The following is a 19,241-nucleotide window of genomic DNA, read 5'->3' on the forward strand; positions in this document are numbered from 1 at the left end:
CTCAGTGCCCCTTTTCTTCGCGGTACATCGACCAGAGGAAGTAGGCGATGAAGCAGAGCATGATCAGGAACAGGATCACCGCGATGGCAGCGCCATATCCCATGCGGAAGCCATATTCGGATAGGGCGACTTCGAACATGTAGTAGGCCAGCACGCGAGACGATCCAAAGGGACCGCCCTGGGTCATGATCGAGATCAGGTCGAAAGACCGCAATGCGCCGATGATGGTGACAACAAAGGCGATGAAGGTCGCAGGGCGCAGTTGCGGAAGGATGATATGCCACAGCATCCTGCCGCCTTTCGCACCGTCCAGCCGTCCGGCCTCGATCTGTTCAGGGTCGACGGCATTCAGACCGGTCAGGTAGAGGATCATACAATAGGCCGTCTGCGGCCAAAGACCTGCAAAGATGATGCCGTATGTCACAAACCTCTCATCGCCCAGTACGTTGAGCGGGCCCATGCCAAAGAAGCCAAGGAACTCGTTCAGCAGACCGAAGGTTGGGTCGTAGAACCATGTGAAAACGAGGCCGACAACGACCTGAGAAATCACGAAGGGGAAGAAGAACAACGATTTATACAGACGGATGCCCCAGACCGTCTGGTTCAGGAACAGGGCAATGAACAGGCCCGCCGGGATTGCCAGCAAGTAAAGGAGCAGCCAGATCAGGTTGTTTTTCAGCGAGATATAGAATGCATCCCGATCAACCCATTCCCAATAGAGGTCCTCGTAGTTGCGGAAGCCCACATATTCCGCCGCGCCCAGCCCGTCCCATTCATAAAGCGACAGGTTGAAGGACTGGAAAACCGGGATGATCACATAGACCATAAAGAACAGCAGACCCGGGGCCAGAAACAGCCACGGCGCGATGCGCTGTTGGTTGCGGTGGAACCAGCTTTCCTGTTCTGGAGCGTCTGCGGCGATGGTCATGTCGGCATTCCGGGCTTGTTGTGGTGAAGGCGGGCCGACGCCCGCCTTGCGATAGCATTTTGGGTAGGCCGGGCTTCAGCCCGGCCTGATCCGTTTAGTTGTCGTAGATGCGCTGGCGCGCTCGTTCCAGTTTGGCCAGAACACGGTCAGCATCGTCCGGCTTGACCATGAACTCCTGGAAACCTTCCATCGACACTTTGGCCATTTCCGCAGGCGCGTCACGATCCCAGAACTGAGCAACGCCGCCTGGGCTGTTCGACGACAGCATGGTGAAGCCCTGCTGCAGGAACTTGTCGTCATCCACCGAGGATTGCGCATTCACAGGCAGCTGACCCAGGTTTGCACCATTGTTGATCTCGGTCTGTTCATCGGCCGAAACAACGAAGCGCAGGAACTCGCGCGCGGCTTCCTTGTTCGAGGCGTTGGCCGGAATGTGGAAGGTGTCGGTCGGTGCGTCTTCTGCCAATTCGACATCGGGGTTGATGGCAACGAACTGATAGAAGTCCAGTTGATCATCGGTCAGACCTGCTTCGCGCAGCGGCGCTACAGCAAAGTTGCCCATCAGGTACGCAGTGGCTTCGCCGTTGACCATGAAGGGCAGGGCCTCTTGCCAGCTATAAGTCTGGTGGTTGTCGATGAAAGCACCCATGTCGATCAACTGCTTCCAGTTGGCGAAGGTCTGCTTGACCCGGTCGTCTTCCCAGCTGATTTCGCCATTGGCCAGCTGATTGTGGAAGTCATAGCCATTGGTGCGCATGTTCAGGTAGTCGAACCAACCACCGGCGGTCCACAGGAACTTGGTGCCAATGGTATAGCAGGCACGGCCGGAGTCGACGATCTTCTGGCAGTTCGCCAGTTCTTCTTCCCAGGTGGTCGGCTCGCTCAGGCCCAGCTCATCAAAGATATCTTTGCGGTAGTAAACACCCCACTGGTAGTAGGTATAGGGTACGCCCCATTGCTTGCCGTCGATGGTCATCGCGCCTTTGGTCGAGGCAAGGTTATCAGCAATTTCAGGCTCGGCCCAAAGGTCCGAGACGTCTTCGAACAGACCAGCTTCGACGTAAGGCTTCATGCGGTTGGCCGCGTACCATGTTGCCACATCAGGCGTGTCCGCCGTCAAGAAGTTGCGGATTTGGGTCTTGTAGGCTTCGCGGTCGATCACGGTGGTCTCGATCTCAAGCCCCGGGTGCTCGGCCGCAAACCGCTCGATCATCGCTTCCATGGTCGCGCGAGGCGCCGGGTTCGATGTATCGAGGAAAATCCGCAGCTCGCCGGTCAGCTCGGCCGCTACGGGCGCAGCAAGTGCCACACTAGCCGCTAGAGCAGCCGCAGTGCGCTTGAACATGGAATGCATGGTTTCCTCCCTTAAGCTTCCATTTTGGTTTCATATATTGAAACCTAGTTTTATATATTGAAAACTACACATCGACTCGGCTAGTCTTGTCAAGACCCTCGTGAGGATGGAGAGGGTCAAACGGAGGAGATCACGCACCCGTGGCAGGTGACGGAACAATAGGCAAAGCATGTGATGTGCTGGATCAGGTGGCGTCGTTCGAACGCCCGGTTCGGTTTGCGGAACTGCTGGACCGCAGCGATTTCCCCAAGGCGACGCTGTACAGGTTTCTGCAAAGCCTCACCAATCAGGGCATGCTGTCTTATGACCCGGATCGGCAGACCTACACGCCCGGTTTGCGGCTGGTGCGTCTGGCCCATGTGGCCTGGACGCAAAGCTCTCTGGCCCCGATCGCGCGGCCATTCCTGGATTCGCTGAGCCGGGAAACAGGCGAAACAGTTCATCTGGCACAGCTCGATTCCAGCCAGGTTTTGTATGTCGACAAACGCAACGCCGCGCAGCCGGTCGAGATGTATTCGCAGGCCGGCAAGGTCGGACCAGCCTATTGCACAGGTGTCGGTAAAGCGATGATGGCCTTTCTAGGAGAAGAAGCGCTGAACAAGGCGGTGTCCCAGCAAAGCTATCACCGTTTCACCGACAAGACGTTGACGTCCGAAGCGGCCCTGCGCGCTGATCTCGACCGTATTCGCGCGCGCGGTTTTGCCGTCGATGACGAAGAACATGAGCCTGGCATCATCTGTATCGCTTGCCCGATTCTCACGACCGGTGGGCGGATGTTGGGTGCGATTTCTGTGACCGGCTCAACCGACCGTATGAATTTCGAACAATTGGAAGCCTGGGTTCCCCGGGTTCGGCGCGTTGCCGAACAGATCGGGGCCGAGGCACAGGCGTGGCGGTTCCCCGAGACCCGCCCGAACACTCTGGACGACAGGATGCAAGGGACATGACAGGTGTAACTCTGAACCAAACGATCAAACGATATGGCCAGACTCAGGTCATTCACGGCATTGATCTGCAGATCGAAGATGGAGAGTTCTGTGTGTTTGTCGGCCCCTCGGGCTGTGGCAAGTCCACTTTGTTGCGGATGATTGCGGGGCTTGAAGAAACGTCCGAAGGTCAAATCCATATCGGTGCGCGTGAGGTGACCCATATGGATCCGGCCAAGCGCGGCGTGGCAATGGTGTTTCAAACCTATGCGCTTTACCCGCACATGACCGTGGCCGAGAATATGGGGTTTGGCCTGCGCATGAACGGTGTGGCCAAGGGTGAGATCGACAAGAAGGTTCAGGAAGCCTCGAACATCCTGAAGCTGGATCAATACCTGAAACGCAAACCCAAGGCCCTGTCCGGCGGTCAGCGTCAGCGCGTGGCCATCGGACGCGCGATCGTGCGCGGCCCCGAGGTGTTTCTGTTTGACGAACCACTCTCAAACCTAGACGCCGAATTGCGGGTTGAAATGCGCGTGGAAATTGCCCGTCTGCATCAGGAAATCGGGGCCACGATGATCTATGTGACCCATGATCAGGTCGAAGCGATGACCATGGCCGACAAGATCGTCGTTCTGCGCGACGGCCGGATCGAGCAGGTAGGAGCCCCCATGGACCTATACCGCGATCCCGATAACCGCTTTGTTGCCGGTTTCATTGGCTCGCCCGCAATGAACTTCCTAGTATGCGACTATGCCGATGGCCATGTCACGCACCCCGCACTTAGCCAGCCTTTGCCGGTCTCCGCATCGGTTCCCGCTGGTCTGTCCAAGGTGACATTGGGTATGCGGCCTGAACATATCCAGATCGACCGTTCAGCCGAAACCTGTACGGTTGATCTGACCGAGGCGCTGGGTGGGGTCTCTTATTCCTATTTGCTGACGCCAAATGGCGACAAACTGATCGTCGAAGAACGCGACGACCAGCGCAGCTCCACCGGTGAGCAGGTTGGCATCACGGTCGATCCCGAGCGGGTTATGGTGTTTGATCCTGAGACGGGGCTTCGGTTTAGGTAAGCAGCCGGCCCGTTGCCTGCATCCGACATCCTCCGCGACGTGATCCTGCCACCCGTGGCAAAACGCGCGCCCATGGGTGATTGATTCCAATCCAAACCTCATTTATGGGAGGCCCTGTCAAAACAGAGTCACCCAGGGGCGATAGCATTGATCTGCCCCTCTCGCGCCGCGATGATGTGGCCACAACTCTTGGATCGCACGCCCCGAAAGGCTTAAAAAAGGTAAAAGAATATGGCAGATAAATCGAACTTCGACATATTGTATACCATTGTAGACGAAGCGCCCGAATTGGCCAGCGCGTCGTTTCTGCCCATCATTCGCAAGTTTGCCTCGGCGGCGGGTGTCAGCGTTGGCACCAAGGATATTTCGCTGGCGGGCCGTATTCTAGCGACGTTTCCCGAGAACCTGACAGACGCGCAGCGCATCACCGATGATTTGGCCGCTTTGGGCGAGCTGGTGACGACGCCGGATGCGAATGTGATCAAACTGCCCAACATCTCGGCTTCGGTCCCTCAGCTGGTGGCGGCCATCGAGGAACTGCAGTCGCAGGGCTATGACATTCCGAACTACCCCGAAGAACCCTCAACCGACGAGGAAAAGGCGATCCGTGCGCGCTATGACGCGATCAAGGGCTCGGCCGTGAACCCGGTTCTGCGCGAAGGCAACAGCGACCGCCGCGCGGCGCGGGCGGTGAAGAACTATGCCCAGAAGAACCCGCATTCGATGGGCGAGTGGTCCTCGGACAGTAAAACCAAAGTGTCGTCCATGCCGGGCAACGATTTCTATGCAAACGAGAAATCGGCCACCATCACTGCCGCTCAAGCCGGCGATGCGAAGATCGAATTTGTCGGCAAGGATGGCAGCGTGACCGTTCTGAAAGACGGCTGGCCGCTGGCTGAGGGCACCGTGTCCGACGCGACCTTCATGTCGGTCAAGGCCTTGTCCGCGTTCCTGGCTGACGCTATCGAGGACACCAAGACAGACGGCACCATGTTCTCGCTGCATATGAAGGCCACGATGATGAAGGTCAGCGACCCGATCATCTTTGGCTATGCGGTCAAGGCTTGGCTGGCCCCGGTGTTCGAGAAATTCGGTGCCGAGCTGGACGCGTTGGGCGTGAACCCAAACTCAGGCCTTGGTGATCTGCTGGAGCGTGTTCAAGGCAACGCCGACATCATGGCCGCCATTGACGCGATCAAGGGCGACCGGCCATCGATGTATATGGTCGACAGCGACAAAGGCATCACCAACCTGCACGTCCCGTCGGACGTGATCATCGACGCCTCGATGCCCGCCGTGATCCGCGCGGGCGGCAAGGGCTGGGACGAGACCGGTGCCAAGGGCGACACCAATTGCGTGATCCCCGACCGCTGCTATGCGCCGGTTTATGATGAATCCATCAAGTTCTTCAAAGCCAACGGCGCGCTGAACCCGGCAACTGCCGGAGCCGTGGCCAACGTGGGCCTGATGGCGCAGAAGGCCGAAGAATATGGCTCGCACCCGACCACATTCCAAGCCCCTGCTGATGGCACCATCCGCATCGTTCTGGCAAATGGCGAGACGCTGCATTCGCACGACGTCGAGCAGGGCGATATCTGGCGGTCCTGCACTGTCAAGAAAGCCCCGATCGAGAACTGGATCCAGCTGGCCATGGACCGTCAGCGCCTGACGGGGTCCGAAGCTATTTTCTGGCTGGACGCCAACCGCGCCCACGACGCCGAGCTGATCAAATACGTCAAACCCGCGCTTGAGGCGGCAGGCGTGGCTGACAAGTTCCAGATCATGGCCCCGCGCGAAGCGACCCGTCAGTCGCTGGAGACCATTACTGCGGGCAAAGACTCGATTGCCATCACAGGCAACGTGCTGCGCGACTACCTGACCGACCTGTTCCCGATTTTGGAACTGGGCACTTCGGCCAAGATGCTGTCGATCGTCAAACTGATGAATGGCGGCGGTCTGTTCGAAACAGGCGCCGGCGGCTCGGCCCCGAAACACGTGCAACAGTTGGTCGAGGAAAATCACCTACGCTGGGATTCGATGGGTGAATTCTGCGCCTTGGGTGAATCGCTAAACTTCCTGGCTGATAGCAAAGGCAACGCCAAGGCCGGCGTGTTGGGCGCAGCGGCCGAGGCTGCAACCCAGGGCATTCTGGATAACAACAAGTCGCCCAGCCGCAAAGTTGGCCAGCCTGACAACCGCGACAGCCATTACTGGTTCGCCCGCTATTGGGCCGAAGCGCTGGCAGCGCAAAGTGACGATGCCGATCTGGCCGCAGAATTTGCACCGGTTGCCAGAGAACTGGCGGCCAAGGAAGAGCAGATTCTGGCCGAACTGGCAGCGGCCCAAGGTGCTGCGGCTGATCTGGGTGGGTATTATCACACCGACCCGGCAACGGCGGCAGCTGTAATGCGCCCCAGCGCCACGCTGAACGCTATCATTGACTAAACAAACAGGCCCGCGCCAAACCGGTGCGGGCCTTTCCAAACCTGCCCTAGAGCAGGCGATTTTTGTATGTCATAGTCCCGACCAACAAGACCCCAACAAAGGCGGGGCGTGATTTGGACGCGTGGACGTGATGACGAACGAAACTCAGCAAAAGACCCATACCAATGGCGCCAAAGTCCTGTTCTTTGGCCGCGAGAATTGTGAAGGCACCCAAAAGGCGCTGGAATTTCTGAACTTTGCAGGCTTTGACGTCAGCTATGTTGAATCCAAAGGTCTGGGGCAGGGCCTGCCGACCTGGGTGCGTGACTGGCGGGGTGAGTATATCTTTTGTTTTCGCAGCTACTTTATTCTGGATCAGGCGATGATCGAGGCGGCCTCGGTCGCTGCGATAAACTTCCATCCGGGCCCGCCGGAATACCCCGGCAGCGGTTGTATCAACTTCGCGCTGTATGAAGGGGCGGATCAGTATGGTGTGACGGCCCATCTGATCAACACCAAGGTCGATAACGGTACGATCATAAAAGCGTTGCGGTTTCCGTTATTGCCAAAGGATGGGCTGCGATCTGTTCTGGCGCGTACGCATCTCTATCTCTACCACCTGCTGCAAGAGGTGATTGGTGGGGTCGCAGCCGGTGGCGAAACTTACCTCGCGGATCAGATCAAAGCCTCGGTCAACGAAGCCTGGCGCGGTGAGGCGCGCAGGATGAAAGAGCTTTCAGCCATGCAGCAATTGCCGGTGGATATTGACGCCGAGGAGTTCGAGCGCCGCCTGCATTCTATGCATCTGCCGGAATACCCGCTGCATATCGTTTTGCATGGGCGCAAATTTGCGCTGCAGGGTGAAGCTGATGAGGCCTAAGGGCAGGCGACATTGGCTGGATCGACATGCATGCGATCCACAAATTCAGCATCCGGGGTAAACGCGGCAACGTTGCTGTCCTGAAGGAATTGGGCTACCAGATTTGCCACTGCAAAACTGCCAATTTCCCGCAGATGGTGGTCCGGTGTGCCGTACAGCTCTGCTGTAGGTAGGTTCAGATCTTCGGATATCTCTATAAGGCCCGGTTTCAGGTTCAGATAGGCAAATCCGTTCTGTTCAGCCGCCTCCGCTATCAGGTGACGCACCGCGTCAGAATAGCCAACCGGGTCATCCCGGAAGGTGATTGTATCCTTGCCCAGGAATTCCGAGATATCGGGCAGTGAAAATACAATCAACTCTGCGCCTTGATCTGCGACGGACTGCGAAAGGTCCGCAAGGGATTGAAGCAAAAGCGTCTCTTCCATCTCGTTCGGTACCGACGGGTACAGGTTCTGATCAAACAGCGCGTTTTTGAAACTCAGTACCAGTTTGCCGACGTATAGCTTTGCAAAGGCCCGCTTCAGTCTCTGTGTAGCCGTCGGCTCACGCGAGATCGGCTTTGGGTTTTGCTGCCACTTTTGGAACCGTATGTTGTCGACCAGATCATTGCGATTGAAGATGAACAATAGCACCGTTTCATGCTGTATTTGGCTTTTGAACTCATCATAGGTCAGCGCGTGTTGCAGCGTGCCGTGGCCGCCGGTGCCCAGATTGACAAAATGTGTATCTGCAGACCATTCGGACAATAGGGCAGGGATGGTTTCCGTCTCGTCAGATAAGCTGCCGCGAATGAAGGAATCCCCAAGCACGATCACACGCTCTTGCCCATCACCTGGGTCGAACACACCGCGAAAGCCCTGTTCGTTGATCTTGACGAATGTGGCGATTTCGTTGCGGAACTCAAAATAGGACTGGTTGGGCGTTTCGCGTGAGTACACCACCGGATGCGGGATCAGACGCTTTGGCCCACCTGTGCAGAAATAATTCTCGTCATTGACCAGAGGAACATTTGCCAGATCGCGGCTGACATGCGGTTGAAAACCCAAGGGGTCAAAAAGGCGCAGTGCCACTTCAAGCACCGCCAGACTGATCAGCGTACTAAGGCAAATGAGGAAGAAGTTTTTAAACACGAACGGGTTTCCCCAACTGATTAATTTAGTTCAACTGACAAACGGCGTATTCAAGTGGATTAAGCGTACTCGCGTGGCAATATCTGAGTTTTATAGCGGTGAGACTATTTCTGCAAAATCTTTCTCGAAATCAGAAAGTTGATCGTCATCCCGGCAAGTGTCGCAATCGCCAGCGCGATGATCGGATAGGTATTCGCAAACTCTGAGATATAGAGCACTATAAAGAACGTGGTGAAGTTGGTGATCAGGCCCAACTGCATGCCGCCCAGATAGCTGAGAAATTCAATGAAACTGGGCGGGGTTTGGGTTTTAAACGTGAACGTCCGGTTCAAATACCAGGTGAAGGTCACAGACGTCAGGATGGACATGCAGCGCGACAAAAACGTGCCAGCGCCAAGCGTATCCAAGGCCGTAAACACCCCTGCGTCTACGACGAAGGCCAGTGACCCTACGATCGCGAAGGTCAGCATATGCCGGTAGGTCTCATTCGAAATCACGTGCTGGCTCCGCCCAAAATTCTTGTCCATATCCTGCACCGATACGAGGTGAAAGGGAAAGCCCGGAATCCTCGAACTTGCGTCCTGGTTGGTTTGGAAACGCAGTGAGTTCAAAGCGAGGGGGCGGGAGTTTCTCAATCCGATCAATTCTTTGCTGGAAAGTGCCGATGTAATAGGTTTGGGGTGTTAAACCTGACAAGCTACGCTAGGGTCTGTTCCGGAGGGTTGAACAATCCTTTGTGTTTCATATTTCGGTTTCGACATGATTAGGTCCAGCATGCATATTTTCCGCAGTTTCCACCTTAAGTTTCTGAGTTTGCTTGTAGTGATATTGCCGATTGCACCCGGCGCGATAGCAGATGATGCCGACAAGGGGCAGATCGCGTTTCCCGGTGCCATCGGATACGGAAAATACGCCAACGGATGGCGCGGCGGCAGCGTGTACTACGTGACCACTTTGGCCGACTCCGGACGCGGCAGCCTGAGGGAATGCGTGCAGCATCCCGGTGTCGGGCGTGTCTGTGTGTTTGCTGTCTCTGGCACCATCGTTGTCGACAAACAACTCCGTGTTTCGCCCAATACCTATATCGCCGGGCAAACTGCGCCAGGACAGGGGATACAGCTGCGCGTTGGGAACGTGCAATCATCACCGTTGATGGTGTATGATTCACATAATGTCTTGCTGCGCTTCATGAAATTCCGTCCGGGTCCTAGCAAGAAACCCTCGCCGAGTGTTGACGGGCTGGGCATTGAAAGCAGCACGGATGTTTATGTCGACCATGTCTCGGTCTCATTTGGTGTGGATGAAAACCTTGGGATCGGCAGCGAGCGCTATGCCAGCCATGATATCACCATCGCCAACACCATCCTGGCCTATGGTCTGGACAAATCGAGCCATACAGAGCGGCGCCATTCCAAAGGCGCCTTGATTTGCTCGAAGGATGGGGCGGTCTCGGACTGTGGGCGGATTACGCTGACGGGGAACCTGTTTGCCCATAACCGCGACCGCAATCCTGATGTATCTTCAACCGCTCTGGGCCCCGTCGATATTGTGAATAACGTGTTTTATGATGCATCCTCGCAATTTGGCGAGTTTCGGAACCTCTATGGCGACACATGGATCAACTATGTGGGCAACGTGATCCTGCCCGGACCGAGTACACGAAATCGCCCGCGCCCCGCTGCGATCGAGGTGTTTCCGGTTGAGCCCAACAACAAGCTCGAGGTTTTTGCCGACGATAACCTCTATCTGGACAATCGACTGGACATCCTGTGTGATAGGTCGAAACAGGGTCGTGTGGTGGATGTTGCGGCCCGTCCCAATATTGTCTCAAACCCCGCGTTCCCGTTGTCGGTCACTCCCGAACCTGTCTCGGGTGTTTTGGAACATGTGTTGAGCAATGTTGGCGCACGTACGGGGCCGGATCGGGAATTGGACAGTCTGGACCGGTCGATCATTGAAAACGTGAGGGGCTGTGACGGGCACAGGATCAATCACCCGGATGAGGCCGGAGGCTGGCCAGACCTGCCCGAGATATCCGCACTTAATGACCGTGATCTGGACGGGTTGCCGGATGACTGGGAAGAGGCTCGTGAAGGCTTGGATCCGGATGACCGCAGTGACGGCTGGAAAGACCGCGATGGTGATGGCTGGTCAAACCTTGAGGAATATCTGAGCGTTCTGGCAGGCGATCCGCTGCCTTGAAGCCCTTCCAGTTCATATTGAATCACCAATACCCTGCCGCACTTCGCGCTCTCGGGACATTGGTGATAACGTGATGCTTCAAAAAACTGGAAGTGCCTTAGGCCATCCATTCCCGCTGCCAAAAATGGTACATCAGAACCACCCACAAATGCGGGCCCCAGTTGCGGCTGCCTGACAGATGCTCGGACCAGCGTTTTTTCAGCTGCGCCCGGTCTACCGCATCGAAAGTACCATTGTTTGACGCAAAGACATCACTGGCAACGGATTTCAACGGCCCCCGCAACCAATCGTTAAGCGGGATGCCAAAGCCCTGTTTTGGCCGGTCATACAACGCCTTAGGCACACGTTTGTCCAACATGCGGCGCAGGGCGACTTTGCCTGATTTACCGTCATATCGGAGCGTATCCGGCGCGCGCCATGCGGCCTCGACCACGCGGTAATCCAACAGGGGTGCACGGATCTCAAGCCCGACTGACATCGAAGCGCGGTCGGCTTTGACCAGAATGCTCTCGGGTAGATAGAGCTCGGAATCCAACAGCATCATTGTATCGACCGGACCAAGCCCATGCGGCAGGGAATGTGACTGGAAAAGGCCTTGTTCGGACGCAGATGGCGGCGTCCAGAGGGTGAACAGCGCATCATAGCGGCTGCGGAAATCCGGGTGGCGCGCAATTGCAGCAACCTTGGACAGCCGATCCGGTGTGATCTGATCCCGCATCGAGGCCGGGGCCAGCGGTTTCAGCAGCGTCGCCGCTGCCTGCGTCACAGCTGCAGGTGAGGCCGCCAAAACCGAGGCTGCTGGACCGGGTAGTTTCGCACTGATCCGCTCCATCGCCATCATGCGGGCATAGCGTTCATAACCGCCGAACGACTCGTCTCCACCGTCGCCTGACATCACCACTTTCAGCTTTTTACTGGCCAGTTGCGATACCAATAGCGTCGGGAAGGCAGACGGGTCGGCAAAGGGCTCGTCATAGACTTGTGGCAGGGTCTGCAGCAGATCAAACGCCATCTCGGGCGTCGCGGTGACCTCGTGATGGTCCGTGCCCAGATGCTTGGCAATGGCGGCAGCGTAATCGGCCTCGTTCGTCGCGTCATGATCGAAACGGACGGTGAAGCTGGTGACTTTGCGCTCGGATTGCTGCTGCATCATCGCAGTGATCAGGCTGGAATCGATGCCGCCGGATAAGAACGTGCCGACGGTCACATCAGCCACCATACGCTCGCCTACTGCCGACATCAGCGCGTCTTCGATGCCTTCCAATGCTTGCGCCTCATCCGTGTATCGATTGGCCTGAGAGGTTTCGACCCGTTCCCGCAGGTTCCAGAACCTGTGCAGCCCTGTCACCAGATCCTCGGCCGAGGATGGGGGTGCATCCAGCTGAACCTCGACCAGCGTACCCGCTGGCAGTTTCATCACGTCGCGGTAGATCGTCAAAGGGGCCGGGATAAAGGCATAGCGCGCATATTGTTCTTGCGCGCGGCGGTCGACCTCGGGTGTTCCAAAAGCCGCATGGGCGCGCAGGGCTTTGAGTTCTGAGCCGAACAGCAGATGGCCGCCCTTCACGCCCAGATAGAGCGGCTTCTTACCCAGCCGATCCCGTGCAAAGACAACCCGGTTTTGTTGCCGGTCGAACACCGCAAAAGCGAACATGCCGTGGGCCAGTTCCAGAGTTCTACGTATGCCCCACTGATCCATCGAGGCCAGCAAAACTTCGGTGTCCGAGGTGCCCCGGAACGTAACGTCCAGATCAATCAGCTTCTGGCGCAGGTCGAGGAACCCATAGATTTCCCCATTGTATACAATGCAGTAGCGCCCGCTGGGCGAACTCATGGGTTGCGCGCCGGTCTCGGACAGGTCGACAATGGCCAGACGGCGATGCCCCAGGGCCACGCCCGTTTCAGGGTCTACGAACATGCCATCCGCGTCTGGGCCACGATGCGCGATGCTGTCACACATCTGCTTCAACGCAGCAGTGCCCGCGTCACGACCGATTGGTTTGAATGCAAGATATCCGGCAATGCCGCACATGGCCCTGTTTTCCTATCCGGTATGCGGGGCGGTCGACGTCCCGGCCTTTGGTGTGGTGCCAAACAAAACCGCATCATAAGACGCAGCGATCGCGGCGAGAGAGTATTGAGAGGCGATGCGATCCCGGGCCGCCACACTGCGCTGCGCGTAAGTGTCGGCGCTCCAGTTCGCGGCATCTGTCAGGGCCTGTCCAAGCCCTTCGGCATCACGGGCTGCTACGACATAGCCTATATCGCCTGTGACCTTTGCCGCGTCTCCGACGTCAGTGGTCACAACCGGGCGACCATAGCTCATTGCTTCGGCTATGACATTCGGGAAACCTTCGGTGCGCGAGGACAGGACGAGAAGATCAATGCTGTTATAAAACGCGGTCATGTCGTGCAGATCGCCGCACAACGTTACGCTGTCTTCGGGTATACCCGCCTGGGCCATCAGCGCGCGTAGCGCTTCGTTCTCGCTGGTCACACCATCCCCGGCCAACCGCGCGGTCAGGTCTGGGATGGTTTGACGCGCGATGGCGAAAGCGCGGAAAAATGTCTCAAAATCCTTTTGTGGATGAAACCGGGCCGCCAGTCCAACCACGCGTGCGGGGCCAGGTCTGGGGGTCGGCGCGTCGGGCAAAAGAAAACCGTTCGGCACGACCGAGGCATTGCTTTGTGCAAATCCGTACTTGCCGTGTTGTTCCAACGCGCGGGTCGAGTTGTAGATGATCCCATCGCAATACCGTGACAGTTTTTGGGAAAGGCGCACGGCGATCCGGGTGCTGCGGGTAAAGGCCGCCGGGTCGTCCAAAGCCTGCCGAACGGTCCAGATCACCGGCACATGGCGCAGTGACAAAGCCTGCGCGATCAGGCCAACAACCATGGCGTGATACATCCAGCACAGCACCACATCGGGTTTGTTGGTCCGGATTAAACGCGCAATCTGCCAGATGGCGCGGGGAAAAGACAAAGGCGACCGGGCCCGCAGCGAGATATACTCGACCTTTTCATTCCCTGCCATCGCGCGGCACCGTTCGGACACTTCAGTCAGCGCCACCACAACTGCGCGTTCGCCGGAATGTGACAGCAGTCGCGCCAGCATTGCCTGCGCGCCGCCCTGGGTCGAGAAATCCGTGACCACGTGCAGGATCATCTATCCCGCCTTCTGCCCAGCCAGGGCCTGGTTGCCTACGTCAACGATGACCTGTGCAAGACGCGCGATGTCTTCTTGCGACCAGCCCGGATCAACAAGAAACGCCAGACTTGTCTCACCCAACTCGCGCGCCACCGGCAGGCGTTCTGCCGGGCCGAGCCCATGTTTGCGGAACGTATCTTCAAGGTAGATTTCAGAACAACTGCCAGAGAAGGCGGGGAACCCCGCCTCCGAGATCTCGGCAATGATGCGGTCGCGCGACCAGCCCGCGGCCAGGGCCTGCGGGCGTACGAAGGCGTAGAACCGGTAATAGGCATGGGTCACGTTGTCCTGTGGGCTTGGCACCATGAACGCAGGGCAGGTGGCCAAAGCTTCGCCCAGTATCCGGGCATTGGCCGTGCGATGGGCGCGCCAATCGTTCAGACGTTGCAATTGAACGCGGCCCAAAGCCGCCGATGGACCAGTCATACGCAGGTTTGTGCCGGGCCCGGAATCGTGCAACCAGCGGAACCCCGGGGGATGATCGGTGTTAAACACCGTATCGTAACCCTTGCCATGATCCTTGTAGCTCCAGACCCGAGACCAGAGTTCGTGGTCATTCGTGGTCAACAAACCACCTTCACCGCCCGTGGTCATGATCTTGTCTTGGCAGAACGAGAACGATCCGAACGTGCCGATGGTGCCCACGTGGCGGTCGCCGATCATCGCACCATGGGCCTGCGCGCAATCTTCGATCACCCATAGATCATGCGCTTGCGCCAGATCCATGATCGCATCCATATCGCAAGGCCAGCCGCCCAGATGTACCGGTATGATCCCGCGCGTGCGCGACGTGATCAGCGGCGCGATGGTTTCGGCGGTGATGTTCTGGGTGACCGGATCGACATCCGCGAAGACCGGTACTCCACCCTCCAGCATCACGGAACTGGCCGAGGCGATAAAACTGCGCGGGGTGACAATCACTTCGTCCCCGGGTTCAAGATCCAGCACGTGCAGGGCCGCGTCCAGTGTCACGGTGCCGTTGGCCATCGCAATGGCATGCGCAGAACCGGTATAGGCGCGGTATTCGTTTTCGAACGCGCGTACATCCGGTCCGGTCCAGGCGTTGACTTTGCCCGACGCCAGAACCCGGCTGACCGCATCTATCTGTTCCTGATCGTATATGGGCCAAGATGCCATTTCGAACTCTCCTGTCAGACCACAGTTCGGACCAGAACAAACCCCTCGGCCGCGTGCCGGTGGACGGTTGCACCGCGCAGGGTCGCCAACGCGCGCAAGCTCTCGACCGAGCGTTCGTGCGGGGCTTGCTTTGCCTGGCTTTCGAACATCGCAAAGGCCGTCAACTTGCGTTCCAGCGTGTCCGAGATATCGACAAAGATATTCGGAACAAAGGGCGGCGTCAGATACGGCGCGTTCCAGTTGGTCTCGGACAATGTCTCATAGGCTGCGATAGTCGCCGGGTACTTGTCCTGATGCGGACGGCTCGCCACAAGGCTTGACAGAAATGTCAGCTGGTGATCCATGTGAATATCGCCCGGATGCGGCGCAAGGATCAGATCGGCTCCAAGATCACGCACCAGCTTGCCCAACGCGCCATTCAGATCCGAATGCGGTTGTTCCGATAGCTCAGCCGCGGTGAAATCCATCCAGTGCGTCTGTGTCACGCCTAGATAGTCATGAGATTTGCGCGCCTCGGCCCTGGTGACCTCGGTATCCTCATCCCGGAATTTCGGCGGCTTTGCACGCGTCACCACAACCACGTGCACGTCGCGGCCCGCATCGGCAAGCCGGGCGATCGTACCACCCGCGCCCAGCACCTCATCATCTGGGTGAGGGGCGATGACCAGGGCAGGTCCGGCCCCGGCGCTGATGAGATCGGTGGTTATCATGATGTCTTTCCTAATTTCGAATGCATGGCCGGGGGGATATCCGCCCCGGACCATTCCAGAATATCAAGGCACCGCCCATCCCCGCAGGCGACGGTAAAGTTTTGGCCATCAATGTCCTGCACCTGACCGGGCAGGCCGATGTAGTACCCGTCAGGTTCCGAGAATTTGGCTTGTGTGATCACGATCTGCCGACCGTCCGACCCATGCGTGAACGCCCCCGGATAGGGCGGGCCCGAGGCACGGATCAGGCATTCGATATCCTCGGCTGAACATGTCCAGTCGATCAGCCCGTCTTCGGGCCTGCGGCGTGCGCACATGCTGATCCCGGTGGTGGGTTGAGGTTCGCGGGGGATGTCCCCGACAGCGATCTGCTCCAGCAGCGGGGGCAACAGTCCCGAGATGGCACGCAACGAGCGATCATAAAGCTCGCGCGCGGTGACGCTGTTCGGATCAACCGCATAGCGCGCCTGGGCCGCAATCGGGCCATCATCAGCACCTTCGCCGAGCCAGAACAGAGACGATCCGACATTTCTTTCCCGCAACAGCACAGTCCAGGGTATTACGCCACGTCCGCGCAGCTTCGGCAAGGCCGAGGGGTGAAAGCCGATGCACCCCAGCTTGGGGATGGCGCGAAAGGCCGGGCCGCAGATCTGCGACCAACCGATAACCATAGTCAGGTCGGGCTTCAGGGCCTCGATCTGCGCGATGGTCTCGGGTGCGTTGGTTTTCTCAATATACTCAACGGGTACGCCATAGCGATTGGCCACGACGCTGAGATCGACAAAGTCGGAATGCCGATGCGACAGGTGAGGCGGCAATGTCATGACCAAATCGGGTGCATGCCCGGCGGCACAAATTGAGACCAACGCGGCGTGGGAGGTTTCGACAGCCCCGACAAATACTGTTTTCATGCGGGCGACCCCTGAAACGAAGATTTTTGTGGCGGATGTTGCTGCAACCAATCCGCGGCGGTCTTAATCCGGTCTGTGCGACGATTCTCGCCGCGCAGCGCAACACCGACGGTTTCTGACATGATCTGCAAATCCAACGCCAATGACCGATGTGCCACATACCACAGATCAAGGCTGAGCTTTTCGGAATTGCTGAGATTGGTGTTGCCACTGACCTGCGCCCAACCGGTCAGGCCGGGCCGAACCGAACAGCGGTACTGCCCTTCGGGACCAAAACTTTCAATCGTCTCGGGCAGCAGGGGGCGCGGACCTACCAGAGCCATGTGACCGCGCAGGATCAGCAGCAATTGCGGGATTTCATCCAGACGCAAGCGACGGATCAGGGCCGTCGCGCGGGTCTGTCTTTGATCATCTGGCAACAACGCGCCATCCGGGCCACGTGCTTCTGACATCGAGCGGAGTTTGAACAGATTGAATTCGCGCCCACCCAGACCACAGCGGCGCTGTGAAAACATCAATGGCAACCCGACAGAGGTTGCAACAATCAGACACGCGACAAGAAAGAAGGGCAGAGAGATAAGACCCAACAGGATGCAGAGTAGAATTTCGGGTACTCTATTCACAGTTCAATCCAACTCAGAACACACGCGGCGCGCCGCAACACTTGAAATCAACAAACAAATCACACGCCAGAGGCAATAGCTAAATCGCCTGGGCAGAGACCGCCTCAATCTGTTCGAATTGGATGTGTTTTGCAAGAAGTCTGCGGCGCTTTGATCGAATCGTGCCGCTTGTGCAGAATGCTGGGAATTTAACGCCGACATCGCAGCTGGTTTCGTCAACGGTTTGGCTGCTAGTGGAGCATTGTTTCGGATTTGGGGCGAGGAATAGGATTGCCGCAACGATGGGCCGTTTCTCTTGTCACGCAATACAGGAGTGCTTAGCTTGATTGCGCGGGCTTGTGCAGGTTTGAACCGGGCCCGAAGATTTTTTGACGTACAGCTAATAAAGCTTGCGTTTCTTGTGTATCGAAGATCACAGAACCACCAGTTTGGTTTGTAGTACAGATCGTAGAGTTAGTGAGTTGGGAGACAGAGGTTTGAAAACCTGTTTCAAAGTGATGTTGGTGATGTTCACTCTGGCGGCAAGCGCCGTTTGGGCCGAGGGATATCGCCTGCTGCCGCAGGATCGGCTGTCTTTGAAAGCGATGCGCTGGGATGCGGATTCAACAACTTACCTAAGCTGGACAGGTGTAACCGGCGAATACACCATCACCGGTGACGGTGATCTGATGATTCCACTTGTCGGCCAGGTCGAAGCAGAGGGTCACACCCCGGCTGAGCTGGCAGCGGCGCTAGAGCTGAAATTCCGCCGCCAAATCGGCATGGTCGAACCACCGCGCATCGCGCTGGAGGTGATTGGCCATCTGCCGGTTTATGTGCTGGGCGACGTGAATTCCCCGGGCGCCTACGATTTCCACGTGGGTATGACAGCACAGCAGATTCTAGCGCTGGCCGGAGGGCCTATCCGCCCACCGATTCAACTGGCAACCGGCAATGACATTCAGGTGCTGCGCATGGGTGGCGAGATTCGCCTGTTGGCCACGCAGATTGATGAGCTGGAACAACAGCGCCAGCGGCTGATCGCGGATCTGACCGTTCTGGAAAGCGATGACAAAGGCGCTGATCTGGCAAACGCGCCCGAAGGGCTGGAAGGCGAAATCCTTGAGGCAACATTGGCCGCACGTGAAGGGCAGGGTGAACGGATCAGGGACCTGCAAGCCCTTCTTAAAGAACAAATCGAAAGCCTGACACAGCAGCTTGAATTGCGCGACACGCAGATCGCTAACGTCTCGAAAGAGCTGGAGAATCTCAACTCTCTTAGGGAAAAGGGGCTGACTGCGTCGAACCGAGTTACCGCGATGACCAATGCGCTGAACGACCTGGAGTCGAAGCGTCTGGATCAGGAGGTTGCGTTGCTGGTCGCGCGGCAGGACCTCAACCGTGCGCAGCGAGATGAGTTACAACTGGATGACACGGCGCGTTCAGATGCATTGGTGAAACTGAATGAGGTTGAAAGCCAACTCGCGTCGCTGAAGACCCGGTTGCAAACCGCGTCGACCCTGCATGGTGAACTGGCTGCCGCCGGGTATCTGAGCGAGGATGACATCGCCAGCGAGACAACCATTGAGTTTATTGTTACCCGTGGGGGTAATACGCAAACGCAGCGTGTAAAGGGAACCGATCCGGTGCAACCGGGGGATACAATCGAGGTTGTCAGGAAAACGGTTATTACGTCGAATTGAGTATAGAAACTAAGTGGGCCTCGGTCCCAGGGAATTTAGTTAACGAGTTT

The 19,241-nt window shown here is 57.4% G+C and carries 16 protein-coding genes; 6 read left to right on the top strand and 10 right to left on the bottom strand.

Going from position 1 to position 19,241, the window contains the following annotated elements; genetic code table 11:
• Window position 1 precedes the first annotated feature (1 nt).
• Both ACR0KG_RS09520 and ACR0KG_RS09525 read right to left on the bottom strand, forming a co-directional pair.
• Window positions 2-928, bottom strand: coding sequence for a carbohydrate ABC transporter permease (locus ACR0KG_RS09520; protein ID WP_170736103.1), 927 nt, complete (start codon window positions 926-928; stop codon window positions 2-4).
• A 94-nt stretch (window positions 929-1,022) separates the two neighbouring features.
• Complete coding sequence (locus tag ACR0KG_RS09525) at window positions 1,023-2,282, bottom strand: ABC transporter substrate-binding protein (protein ID WP_170534866.1); 1,260 nt, start codon at window positions 2,280-2,282, stop codon at window positions 1,023-1,025.
• Between the two features lie 140 nt (window positions 2,283-2,422).
• Between ACR0KG_RS09525 and ACR0KG_RS09530 the strand changes: the two genes are divergently transcribed.
• The 4 genes from ACR0KG_RS09530 (at window position 2,423) to ACR0KG_RS09545 (ending at window position 7,588) form a co-directional block, all read left to right on the top strand.
• Window positions 2,423-3,229, top strand: a complete 807-nt coding sequence (locus tag ACR0KG_RS09530; RefSeq protein ID WP_480547990.1) for an IclR family transcriptional regulator — start codon at window positions 2,423-2,425, stop codon at window positions 3,227-3,229.
• Complete coding sequence (locus ACR0KG_RS09535) at window positions 3,226-4,284, top strand: ABC transporter ATP-binding protein (protein ID WP_480547989.1); 1,059 nt, start codon at window positions 3,226-3,228, stop codon at window positions 4,282-4,284. Before ACR0KG_RS09530 ends, ACR0KG_RS09535 begins: the two co-directional genes overlap by 4 nt.
• Window positions 4,285-4,515: 231 nt before the next feature.
• Window positions 4,516-6,729, top strand: a complete 2,214-nt coding sequence (locus ACR0KG_RS09540; RefSeq protein ID WP_480827121.1) for an NADP-dependent isocitrate dehydrogenase — start codon at window positions 4,516-4,518, stop codon at window positions 6,727-6,729.
• 130 nt (window positions 6,730-6,859) lie between these two features.
• On the top strand, window positions 6,860-7,588 hold the full coding sequence (locus tag ACR0KG_RS09545) for a formyltransferase family protein (protein ID WP_480544040.1): 729 nt from the start codon (window positions 6,860-6,862) through the stop codon (window positions 7,586-7,588).
• On the opposite strand, the gene ACR0KG_RS09550 is transcribed toward ACR0KG_RS09545, so the two are convergent.
• Window positions 7,585-8,718, bottom strand: coding sequence for an alginate O-acetyltransferase AlgX-related protein (locus tag ACR0KG_RS09550; RefSeq protein ID WP_480827122.1), 1,134 nt, complete (start codon window positions 8,716-8,718; stop codon window positions 7,585-7,587). The genes ACR0KG_RS09545 and ACR0KG_RS09550 overlap by 4 nt on opposite strands.
• 104 nt (window positions 8,719-8,822) lie before the next feature.
• On the bottom strand, window positions 8,823-9,245 hold the full coding sequence (locus ACR0KG_RS09555) for a GtrA family protein (RefSeq protein WP_480547986.1): 423 nt from the start codon (window positions 9,243-9,245) through the stop codon (window positions 8,823-8,825).
• A 247-nt stretch (window positions 9,246-9,492) separates the two neighbouring features.
• On the opposite strand from ACR0KG_RS09555, the gene ACR0KG_RS09560 reads away from it, so the two are divergent.
• Entirely contained in the window at window positions 9,493-10,920 is a 1,428-nt protein-coding gene (locus ACR0KG_RS09560; RefSeq protein WP_480547985.1) for a pectate lyase family protein, read from the top strand.
• Window positions 10,921-11,017: 97 nt separating this feature from the next.
• On the opposite strand, the gene asnB is transcribed toward ACR0KG_RS09560, so the two are convergent.
• The 6 genes from asnB to ACR0KG_RS09590 are packed head-to-tail and all read right to left on the bottom strand — an operon-like array spanning window position 11,018 to window position 17,509.
• Window positions 11,018-12,952, bottom strand: coding sequence for an asparagine synthase (glutamine-hydrolyzing) (asnB, locus tag ACR0KG_RS09565; RefSeq protein WP_480827123.1), 1,935 nt, complete (start codon window positions 12,950-12,952; stop codon window positions 11,018-11,020).
• Window positions 12,953-12,964: 12 nt separating this feature from the next.
• A complete protein-coding gene (locus tag ACR0KG_RS09570) occupies window positions 12,965-14,086 on the bottom strand; it encodes a glycosyltransferase (protein WP_480827124.1) in 1,122 nt (373 codons plus the stop codon).
• Window positions 14,087-15,265, bottom strand: coding sequence for a DegT/DnrJ/EryC1/StrS family aminotransferase (locus ACR0KG_RS09575; RefSeq protein ID WP_480827125.1), 1,179 nt, complete (start codon window positions 15,263-15,265; stop codon window positions 14,087-14,089).
• 14 nt (window positions 15,266-15,279) lie between these two features.
• The gene (locus ACR0KG_RS09580) at window positions 15,280-15,975 is read right to left on the bottom strand and encodes a PIG-L deacetylase family protein (RefSeq protein ID WP_480827126.1); all 696 of its coding nucleotides are present in this window, start codon (window positions 15,973-15,975) and stop codon (window positions 15,280-15,282) included.
• On the bottom strand, window positions 15,972-16,886 hold the full coding sequence (locus ACR0KG_RS09585; RefSeq protein ID WP_480827127.1) for a methionyl-tRNA formyltransferase: 915 nt from the start codon (window positions 16,884-16,886) through the stop codon (window positions 15,972-15,974). The genes ACR0KG_RS09580 and ACR0KG_RS09585 overlap by 4 nt, the downstream gene beginning before the upstream one ends.
• Window positions 16,883-17,509, bottom strand: a complete 627-nt coding sequence (locus tag ACR0KG_RS09590; RefSeq protein WP_480544049.1) for a sugar transferase — start codon at window positions 17,507-17,509, stop codon at window positions 16,883-16,885. The genes ACR0KG_RS09585 and ACR0KG_RS09590 overlap by 4 nt, the downstream gene beginning before the upstream one ends.
• Before the next feature lie 476 nt (window positions 17,510-17,985).
• Here ACR0KG_RS09590 and ACR0KG_RS09595 point away from each other — a divergent pair, with 476 nt between their 5' ends.
• Window positions 17,986-19,191, top strand: coding sequence for a polysaccharide biosynthesis/export family protein (locus ACR0KG_RS09595; RefSeq protein ID WP_480544050.1), 1,206 nt, complete (start codon window positions 17,986-17,988; stop codon window positions 19,189-19,191).
• Window positions 19,192-19,241: the final 50 nt, after the last annotated feature.

This window comes from Ruegeria sp. H4 (genome assembly GCF_056533065.1).

Excerpts from the sequence above, each read along its gene's own strand:
- ACR0KG_RS09540 (WP_480827121.1), top strand. The coding sequence starts at position 4,516 with ATGGCAGATAAATCGAACTTCGACATATTGTATACCATTGTAGACGAA.
- ACR0KG_RS09570 (WP_480827124.1), bottom strand. The coding sequence starts at position 14,086 with ATGATCCTGCACGTGGTCACGGATTTCTCGACCCAGGGCGGCGCGCAG.
- ACR0KG_RS09585 (WP_480827127.1), bottom strand. The coding sequence starts at position 16,886 with ATGAAAACAGTATTTGTCGGGGCTGTCGAAACCTCCCACGCCGCGTTG.
- ACR0KG_RS09575 (WP_480827125.1), bottom strand. The coding sequence starts at position 15,265 with ATGGCATCTTGGCCCATATACGATCAGGAACAGATAGATGCGGTCAGC.
- ACR0KG_RS09580 (WP_480827126.1), bottom strand. The coding sequence starts at position 15,975 with ATGATAACCACCGATCTCATCAGCGCCGGGGCCGGACCTGCCCTGGTC.
- ACR0KG_RS09555 (WP_480547986.1), bottom strand. The coding sequence starts at position 9,245 with ATGGACAAGAATTTTGGGCGGAGCCAGCACGTGATTTCGAATGAGACC.
- ACR0KG_RS09525 (WP_170534866.1), bottom strand. The coding sequence starts at position 2,282 with ATGCATTCCATGTTCAAGCGCACTGCGGCTGCTCTAGCGGCTAGTGTG.
- ACR0KG_RS09545 (WP_480544040.1), top strand. The coding sequence starts at position 6,860 with ATGACGAACGAAACTCAGCAAAAGACCCATACCAATGGCGCCAAAGTC.
- ACR0KG_RS09535 (WP_480547989.1), top strand. The coding sequence starts at position 3,226 with ATGACAGGTGTAACTCTGAACCAAACGATCAAACGATATGGCCAGACT.
- ACR0KG_RS09560 (WP_480547985.1), top strand. The coding sequence starts at position 9,493 with ATGCATATTTTCCGCAGTTTCCACCTTAAGTTTCTGAGTTTGCTTGTA.
- asnB (WP_480827123.1), bottom strand. The coding sequence starts at position 12,952 with ATGTGCGGCATTGCCGGATATCTTGCATTCAAACCAATCGGTCGTGAC.
- ACR0KG_RS09520 (WP_170736103.1), bottom strand. The coding sequence starts at position 928 with ATGACCATCGCCGCAGACGCTCCAGAACAGGAAAGCTGGTTCCACCGC.